This is a genomic window from Streptomyces mesophilus (assembly GCF_011044995.1).
Lineage (GTDB): Bacteria > Actinomycetota > Actinomycetes > Streptomycetales > Streptomycetaceae > Streptomyces > Streptomyces mesophilus.
Map to the genome: position 1 here is coordinate 1 of NZ_JAAKZW010000309.1, position 8,089 is coordinate 8,089.

The 8,089-nt window shown below is 70.7% G+C and carries 7 protein-coding genes, 1 pseudogene and 1 riboswitch; all 8 genes and pseudogenes read right to left on the bottom strand.

The features are described from left to right. Window positions 1-49: 49 nt before the first annotated feature. The gene (locus G6045_RS37515) at window positions 50-739 is read right to left on the bottom strand and encodes a transglycosylase family protein (protein ID WP_165336714.1); all 690 of its coding nucleotides are present in this window, start codon (window positions 737-739) and stop codon (window positions 50-52) included. 3 nt (window positions 740-742) lie between these two features. After that, window positions 743-932, bottom strand: a riboswitch (cyclic di-AMP (ydaO/yuaA leader). 206 nt (window positions 933-1,138) lie between these two features. Continuing rightward, window positions 1,139-2,200, bottom strand: a complete 1,062-nt coding sequence (locus G6045_RS37520) for a LysM peptidoglycan-binding domain-containing protein (protein ID WP_165336715.1) — start codon at window positions 2,198-2,200, stop codon at window positions 1,139-1,141. Between the two features lie 204 nt (window positions 2,201-2,404). Continuing rightward, entirely contained in the window at window positions 2,405-3,715 is a 1,311-nt protein-coding gene (locus G6045_RS37525; protein ID WP_165336716.1) for a cytochrome P450 family protein, read from the bottom strand. Beyond that, window positions 3,712-4,710 (bottom strand): nucleoside triphosphate pyrophosphohydrolase, encoded by a 999-nt coding sequence (locus G6045_RS37530; protein ID WP_165336717.1) that lies wholly within the window; start codon window positions 4,708-4,710, stop codon window positions 3,712-3,714. The genes G6045_RS37525 and G6045_RS37530 overlap by 4 nt, the downstream gene beginning before the upstream one ends. Window positions 4,711-4,777: 67 nt before the next feature. Then, the gene (locus tag G6045_RS37535; protein ID WP_165336718.1) at window positions 4,778-5,464 is read right to left on the bottom strand and encodes a DUF4230 domain-containing protein; all 687 of its coding nucleotides are present in this window, start codon (window positions 5,462-5,464) and stop codon (window positions 4,778-4,780) included. 60 nt (window positions 5,465-5,524) lie between these two features. Then, window positions 5,525-6,175: a SurA N-terminal domain-containing protein gene (locus tag G6045_RS37540; protein WP_165336719.1), complete on the bottom strand. Its 651-nt coding sequence runs from the start codon at window positions 6,173-6,175 to the stop codon at window positions 5,525-5,527. Between the two features lie 149 nt (window positions 6,176-6,324). Continuing rightward, on the bottom strand, window positions 6,325-7,845 hold the full coding sequence (locus G6045_RS37545; protein ID WP_328708050.1) for a serine/threonine-protein kinase: 1,521 nt from the start codon (window positions 7,843-7,845) through the stop codon (window positions 6,325-6,327). Beyond that, a pseudogene (locus G6045_RS37550) lies at window positions 7,842-8,089 on the bottom strand (hypothetical protein); the annotation flags it as partial. The pseudogene G6045_RS37550 and the gene G6045_RS37545, both read right to left, overlap by 4 nt.

Consider the following 8,089-nt stretch of genomic DNA (forward strand, 5'->3'; position numbering starts at 1 on the left):
GTGGGGGACGTGGCCCGGGGTTTACAGGGGCTCCTATTCGTCGCCCCTGTCAGCTCAAGTGGAGCTGCTGGCCCGGGAAGATGAAGTCCGCGTCGTCGACGATGTCGTCGTTCAGCTTGAAGAGATTCTCCCAGCCGCCCTTGACGTCATGCGCCTCGGCGATCTTCGAGAGGGTGTCGCCGGACTTCACCTTGTACTCGCCGTCACCCTTCTCGACCTTCTTGCCGGTCGGGGTCTCGACGGTGCGCTGCGAGCGGTCGGCCTTCGGAGCGGACTCGCGCTGCGGCGCGGACTCCTGCTTCGGGGCCTCCTGCTGCGGAGCGGCCTCCTGTGCGGCGCCGGCGTCGTTCGAGGCGTTGGACAGGCCCACGCCACAGCTCGGCCAGGCGCCCTTGCCCTGGCCCGCGAGGACCTTCTCGCCGATGGCTATCTGCTGCGCCTTGGTGGCCTGGTCGGCGGTGGGCGCGTAGGCCGTGCCGCCGTAGCCGGACCAGGTGGAGGCCGAGAACTGCAGGCCGCCGTAGTAGCCGTTGCCGGTGTTGATCGACCAGTTGCCGCCCGACTCGCACTGGGCGACCTGGTCCCACTCGGAGGTGGTCGCGGCGGAGGCGGAGCCGGCGCTCATCAGCGGCGCGGCGATCGCGGTGCCGGCGACACCGGCCAGCGTGACGGCGCGGACGGCCTTCTCGCTCTTGGTCAGACGACGGTGCTTGCCAGTGCCCTTACCCGAAAACAGCATGGAGTTTCCCCTCACCGACGCCTGCGAGGTGAGCTGTCGGGTTCGGGTGCAGTGAGTACCCGGTGTCCGAAATGCACGTGTCTCCACGTACCGATATCGGACACTTCACCCCAAGCCGGGTTGGCGGTCTCTCAACCGCCGCCCACGGCGCAAACCTTGGGTCCCCCGCTCCTGCCTACGGCGCATGACGCGACGACTGTTCCCGTACGTCCGCCGGCAGGATTCGGCGTGCGGTCGTCGGGGCTCACCAATGGCGAGCGGTCCCGACCGTAAACGGGCAAACGCCCGAATTTCAAAGAGAATCGGGGGCGGTGAGACCCATCTCTCACTTCGCCCGAAGCTCCTTTATTACGGACATTCGCGGCCGAACTCGCCCATGTCCACACCCCTGTTATCGCGTCAGTTCTGGCCGAGCACCAGGTCCTGGCCAGGCACGATGAAGTTCGGGTCGTCGCCGATGACCATGCGGTTGCCGGCGTAAAGGGAAGTCCAGCCGCCCTCGACCTGCTGGTCGTCCGCGATGCCCGAGAGGCTGTCGCCGGGCCGCACGGTGTACGCGTCGTCCGAGGCGCCCGCGTCGCGCGCCTCGTCGTCACGCGAGGCGTGCCGGCCCGAGGAGCCGCGGTCGGCGCCGGCGGTGTCGTCGGGGGCGCGGTCGCCGCGGTGGCGGCCGGAGGAATCGTCGGGCGAAGTGGTGGAATCGCCGCCGGAGTTGTCGGATTCATCACTTCCGGCCGCGCCACCGCCCTCCGTGGCGCCCGGAGTGGGCAGGTCATCCGGAATGCCTGAATCATCCGAGGGGGATGAGGGCGATACGGAGGAGCCGCCGAGGTTCCAGTCGCTCTCGCCGAACAGCGGGAGGTCACCGAGGCCGGGAGTGGCCGAGGCGGAAGGGTCGGGCGTCGCCGAGGCGGAGGGGTCCGAGGGATCCGCAGTGGCCGAGCCGGAAGGTTCCGGCGATGCGGTCGATCCGGCCGCGTCCGGCGTCGCGCTGCCGTCCGCCTTCTCGGACTTGTCCGTCTTGCCGGACTCGCCCTTGCCGTCCTGGGTCTTGCCCTGCTCACTCTCCGGCGTGGCGCTCGGAGGTGCCGTCACGAGTCCGGCGATCGGCGCGCACGTGGCCCAGGCCTGCGAGCCCTGCGCCGCGACGACCTTCTCGGCCACGGCTATCTGCTCGCCACGGCTGGCCAGATCGGCGGTCGGCGCATAGTCGAGCCCGCCGAACTCCTCCCAGGTCGCCTGGTCGAACTGCAGCCCGCCGTAGTACCCGTTGCCGAAGTTCGCACTCCACACACCGCCGCTCTCGCACTCGGCGAGGCGGTCCCAGCTGGAGCCGTCGGCCGCGCTCGCGCCCGTCGCGCCGAACAGCGGCAGGGCGAGCGCTGTGCCGGTGACGCCGGCTGCGACGACCAGGCCGGGGACCTGGCGGGGTCGACGGTGACGACCGTTCCCGGAAAGCATGTGAACGCCTTTCGCGTGACTGCACTGCTGAGGGACCACGGGGAATCCGGGCCCGTACGTACGTCAGGTCCTGGGTCCCCAGTGGCAGCTGAGCTAAGCGGTGAACGTAGCCGCATTCGAACGTCAGTCACAAGTCGATGCAGCGCAGATCACGTGAAAGTCACAGTTTTGACGGGTCGTCAGTTACGGGACGTCGTCAGCGTGTTACGAGGCGGGGCGTTCTGGGGTGAACTCGACCGGTAGCGCCCGCAATCCGCGCATGATGAGTCCCCCACGCCACCGCAAATCGCCCTCTTCTCCCGCAAGCCGGAGATCCGGCAGACGCGTGAGCAAGGTGGCGAGCGCGGCCTGTCCTTCCAGTCGGGCGAGGGGCGCGCCGAGGCAGTAGTGGATGCCGTGCCCGTAGCCGAGATGCTGGTTGTCACGGCGGGAGAGATCGAGCGTGTCCGGCTGCTCGAAGCGCTCGGGGTCGCGGTCGGCGGCGGCGAGGACGACGAGGACCGGGTCGCCGACGGCGATCTCCTGACCGCCGATGGTCAGGTCCTGGGTGGCAAAACGCCAGGTCGCGAGCTCCACCGGCCCGTCGTAGCGCAGGAGTTCCTCGACCCCGGTCTCCAGGAGGCCCCGCTCCCCCACGGCCAGCGACTCCTGGAGGCGGGCGCGCTGCTCGGGGTGCCGGAGGAGCTGATAGGTCCCGTTGCCGATCAGATTGACCGTGGTCTCGAAGCCGGCGAAGAGCAGGATGAAGGCCATCGCGGCCGCTTCGTTCTCGGTGAGGTGCTCGCCGTGGTCGCTCGCGCGGATCAGACCGGACAGCAAGTCCTCGTCCGGCGCCGGGTGTTCGGGCAGTTCGGCGCGCTTGCGGTGGATCAGCTCGGCGAGATAGCCGCGCATCTTCTTGACGCTGCGCGCGACTCCGCCGCGCGGCCCGCCGCCATGACGGATCATCATGCCCGCCCAGTCGCGGAAGTCGTCCTGGTCCTCGGCCGGTACGCCGAGCAGATCGCAGATCGCGTAGATGGGGAGCGGGAAGGCGAACTCGTGGATCAGATCCGCGCTCCCCTTCTGCGCGAAGGAGTCGATGAGCTGGTCGGTGAGCTCCTGCACCCGGGGCGCGAAGGCCGCGACCCTGCGCGGGGTGAACGCCTTGGAGACCAGGCGCCGCAGCCGGGTGTGGTCCGGCGGATCGATGTTGAGCAGATGGGTCATCAGGTCGGCTTTGCGTTCGCCGGGGATGCCCGTCCTGCCCTTGGTCTGTTCATCGCCCGCGTGGTGCACCGGGTTCTTGCTGAGCCGCTGGTCGGCGAGCGCCTGCTTGGCGTCGGCGTACCGGGTGACCAGCCAGGCCTCCACCCCGCTGGGCAGCGTGGTGCGGTGCACGGGGGCGTGCTCGCGCAGCCAGGCGTAGGCCGGGTACGGGTCGGTGGCGAACTCCCACGTGAAGAGCTCGGGCGGAGTGGTTCCGGTCGGCGTGGTTCCGGTCGGGGCGGTTCCGTCAGGGGCGGTGCTGGTCACCCCTCGACCGTATCCGCCTCTCCGCTCCCCTTCTCGCCGGCCTCCACGACCCTGATCGCATCCCGGTACGCCCGCCCCGCCGCCCGCAGCGCGGCCTCCGGGTCGATCCCCTCGGCTTCCGCGCGTACGGCCAGGGCGAGCAGCTCGTATCCGAGGCCCGCGCCCCGCGGCAGCGGAACGTCCAGCCCTGCCGTACGGACGCGTGAAGCGAGCTTGGCGGCCAGGGCGAGGCCGGGCTGGCCGAGCGGGACGCCCTCGGTGACCGAGTCGCGCTGCTTCTCCTCGGCCTTGGTGCGCAGCCAGTGCGCCTTGACCTCTTCGGGGGTCTGCGCGGTGTCGTCGCCGAAGACATGGGGGTGGCGGTGGATCAGCTTGGTGACGATGGTGCCCGCGACGTCGTCGATGTCGAAGGGCTCCTCTTCGTCCTCGGCGGCGATCCGGGCGTGGAAGACGACCTGGAGCAGGACGTCGCCGAGCTCTTCGCGCAGTTCGGTGCGGTCGCCGTCCTCGATGGCCTCGACGAGTTCGTAGGACTCCTCGATGCCGTACTTCGCGAGGCCCTTGTGCGTCTGCTGCGAGGACCAGGGGCACTCGCGGCGGATACGGTCCATGACCTGGACGAGGTCGAGGAGGCGGGCGCCCGGCAGATCGTACGAGGCCGGGAGCAGCTCGAGGTCGGGCATCTGCAACCGGCCCGATCCCGCGAGCCGGGCCAGACCGTCGGTGAGCCGGGGGTCGCCCTCGCCGCTCGCGAGCACGATCACGGTGCGGGCGCCCGCGCAGACGTCGACGAGTTCCTCGGCGGCGGGGGTGCGCTGCTCCACGGTGACGCCCGCCTCGCGCAGATACGGGAGTTGGGGGTGGTCCGGGTCGGTGCACAGGACCAGGTCGGCGCTGTGCAGGGCCTGCCAGGCCGGCCAGGACAGGAGGCCGGGTGCCACGCGGTGGGTCGTGGTGAGCAGGACGATGCGGCCGGGGGCGTCGGGAGCGTTCACGTCGGCCAACGTACCCCGCGCCCGCGTCAGGGATTCACCCGTGCCCTGAGCCGCCTTCGCCAGGCACTCACGCGTAGCGCACCGTCACCTTCTCGAAGCCGAGCGAGGTGAGCAGGCCCTCCAGCATCGCGGTGGTGTTGCGTTCCGCGCGGGCCGTCAGACCGCTGTCCTTCGCGGCGGCGGAGATATGCCGGACCGCGAGCTTGTTCACGGCCTGTTCGCCGGCCGGGTTGTCGGAGAACAGGTCACCGAGCCGGTCCAGGATTCCGCGCTGCTTGGAGACGGTGTAGGAGCGGTCGGGGTCGAGCGTGGCCTTGGCGAGCTTCGCGTGCGGCAGGACGAGGGTGGCCGTGGTGCGTTCCTTGTCGACGCGGACGTTGTCCTCCTTCAGGGCGCCCAGGTCGACATAGGCGCTGGCGGTGCCGGAGCCGACGAACAGGGTGCGGGTGCCGCGGATCGCGTCGGGCAGGAACTTGGCGTCCTTCTCCAGGTCGACGACGACCTGGAAGGAGCCTGCGGCCCCTTCGTAACGGCTCATGTCCCGCAGCGACTTCAGTACGGCGGGGCCTGAGCGGTCCTTGGTCTCGGAGCCGAAGATGTCGTCGAGGCCGGGCAACAGGCGCAGCTGTCCGGCGAGCAGGACGAGGACGGCGACCACGGCGAGCGCGGCCGGGAGTTTGATCCACCAGGGCAGCCTGCGTGCGGAGCTCTCTTTGCCGAGCGGCCGCCGGGGCTCGGTCTCGGTGGTTGTCATACGGGCCGGGTTCCCGCGGTGGGCCGGGGCACACCGCGGGCGGGCCGCAGCAGCGGGCGCTTACGCCTCCTTGGCCCCGGAGACCTGACGCAGCCACGGGGTCACCGTGTCCGCACGGCGGCTCTTGGTCATGTCCCAGGTGCCGTAACGGGGGTTGAGGTCCACGTCCAGGGAGCGGGAGGCGTCCGAGAGCGCCTTCCAGAAGGCCTGCTGCCCGGTTTCGGTCTGCGGGTCGGCGCCCAGGGCCTGGTACAGCTTCTGGGCCTCGATCTCCGTACGGAGGGAGTCGTCGATCCTCGACGGCGGGATGTTGTACTGCTGCAACCAGCCCGCCTCCAGGGCCTCCTGGCTGCCGGCCTGCTTGACCAGTTCGCCGCGCAGGCCCTGGATCTCCTTGCGGGTCACGGTGACGCCCGCGTCCTCGGCGGCCTGGTGCAGGACGCGGTCGAGGACCATCGACTGCAGGGTGTCGCGGGTGAGGCCGCCGGTCTTCTCCACCACCTGGCCGTAGTTGTCCGTCTTGGCCGTGGCCGCCTGCTGCGCACTGCGCACCTCGTTGACCCGGGACTGGAGCTGCGCCATGGAAATGCGCTCCTCGCCGACGACGGCGGCGGCGCCGGGATGGGCCTCGTTGGAGCAGGCGGCCAGGAGGGGCGCCGCGACCAGAAGGGCAGCGGAGACGGTGAGTGCGGTGCGACGGCGGCGGTGCAAGAGGGGCCTCCCGGCGGCTGCGGCGAGATTGTGCGTCAGTGCACAAGCCTTGCGGTGATCGATGTTAGGCAGTGGACCAGGGGTTCGGCCACTGGTTCGACCAACGATTCGCGGCCAGTTAGGGATGCGCCTGAAATCCCGGTGCCGTATCAGCCCCGTACCTGCCCCAGCCAGTGCAGCGTGCGGCGGATCTCGCCCGGGAAGGCGTGGGCCGGACCGTGCACCCGTTCCGCGTCGTACAGGAGCGCGCGCAGCATGTCGTGGGCGGCGGCGCGGTCGCCGAGGGCGAGCAGCAAGTGGCCGATGCGGCGGCGGACTTCGAGGGCGATCTCGCGGTCGGTGGTCGCGTACTGGTTCTCGTAGTACGGAAGCAGCGCCCGGTATTCGGTGAGGGCGGCGGCCGGTTCGCCGAGCTGCTCGAGGCACTGGGCGGCGTCGTAGCGGAACTGCAGGGCGGCCGGATCGGCGACGCCCGCCTCGGCGGCGCGTTCGTCGGCGAGGCGGCGCAGTTCGGGCAGGGCGCGGCGGTACTGGCCGTCGTCCATCAGCGTCGCCGCGTACTGCTTGCGCAGGGTGCGTACGACCGGTGAGTGCTCGCCGTGCTGCGCGGCGGCGGCGGGCAGGATCGCGCCGAGGATGTCGACGGCCTGGGTGATCCGGCCCTCGCCGAGCAGGCGCTTCACGTCGTCCACGGCCTGGGCGACATCCGGGCGCTTGCTCGTGGACTCCATGGGTGTGGGCTGCGCGGCGGGTGTGCGGGCGCGGTCCGGCCAGGGTGCGCTGGGCCGCAGGAACGGGCGGGTCGGGTCGAGCGGTCCGCTCGGGTTGCCGCGCGTGGGCAGCAGCGGGACCAGCGCCTCGTACACCTCCTGGGTGGAGGCGGGGCGGTGCTGCGGGTCCTTGGCGAGCATGCGCAGGACCAGGGCTTCGAGCGCTTCGGGGGTCTCGGGGCGCAACTGGCGTACGGGCAGCGGGGGTTCGTACAGGTGCCGGTGCAGGACGCCGAGTGCGGTGGTGCCCGCGAACGGGACGTTGCCGCTGAGGAGTTCGTGCAGCAGAACGCCGAGTGCGTAGATATCGGTGTACGGGCCGACCGCGCCGCCCATGGCCTGCTCGGGTGCCATGTACGCGGGGCTGCCGATCGGGGACCCGGTGTGGGTGAGGCGGGTGGTGTCGGAGTCGATCACCGAGGCGACGCCCAGGTCGAGGACGGTGAGGGTGCCGTCGGGCTTCACCATCACATTGCGCGGCTTGAGGTCGCGGTGGACGATCGGCACCGCGTGCACCGCGGAGAGCACCGCGCACAGCTGGGTGGCGACGGCCACGGCCCACGGCCAGGGGTACGGGTCGTGTTCGGCGAGGTGGTCGGCGAGGTCGGACCCGTCGACGTACTGCATCACGAGGTAGAGGTCGTCGTCCGCGTTGCCCGCGTCGTGCACGGTGACGAGGCCGGGGTGGTCGACCTGGGCGGTGACGCGGCACTCGCGCACGAAGCGGCGGCGCAGTTCGTCGGCCTCCTGGCCCGCGACCTTGTCGGGGCGCAGGAGCTTGACGGCGACGCGGCGGTCGAGGCGCTGGTCGTACGCCGTCCAGACCTGGCCCATGCCGCCTTGCCCGATGAGCGTGGACAGTTCGTAGCGGCCGGCGATGACGCGTCCGGGAACGCTCACCTGTTGTCCTCCGGACGGCGGTCACGGTCGTACGGGCTGTTCGGGCCGTTCGGGCTGTTCGGGCCGTTCGGGCTGTTCGGGCCGTTCGGCGGCGGGAAATCACGCCCGCTCTGCCCGTTCGCGGGTTCGTCGTTGCCGCGCAGGAAGCTGCTCAACTCGTCGAGTTCGGCGCGGACTTGGTCGATACGCGCGGGCGCGGGGCGCTGCGCGGCCGGCGGCGGGGTGGGTATCGGCTGCTGCGGCG

Bases quoted from the DNA above. Each gene is read 5' to 3' on its own strand.
- G6045_RS37515 (WP_165336714.1), bottom strand. From the start codon at position 739: ATGCTGTTTTCGGGTAAGGGCACTGGCAAGCACCGTCGTCTGACCAAG.
- G6045_RS37520 (WP_165336715.1), bottom strand. From the start codon at position 2,200: ATGCTTTCCGGGAACGGTCGTCACCGTCGACCCCGCCAGGTCCCCGGC.
- G6045_RS37535 (WP_165336718.1), bottom strand. From the start codon at position 5,464: ATGACAACCACCGAGACCGAGCCCCGGCGGCCGCTCGGCAAAGAGAGC.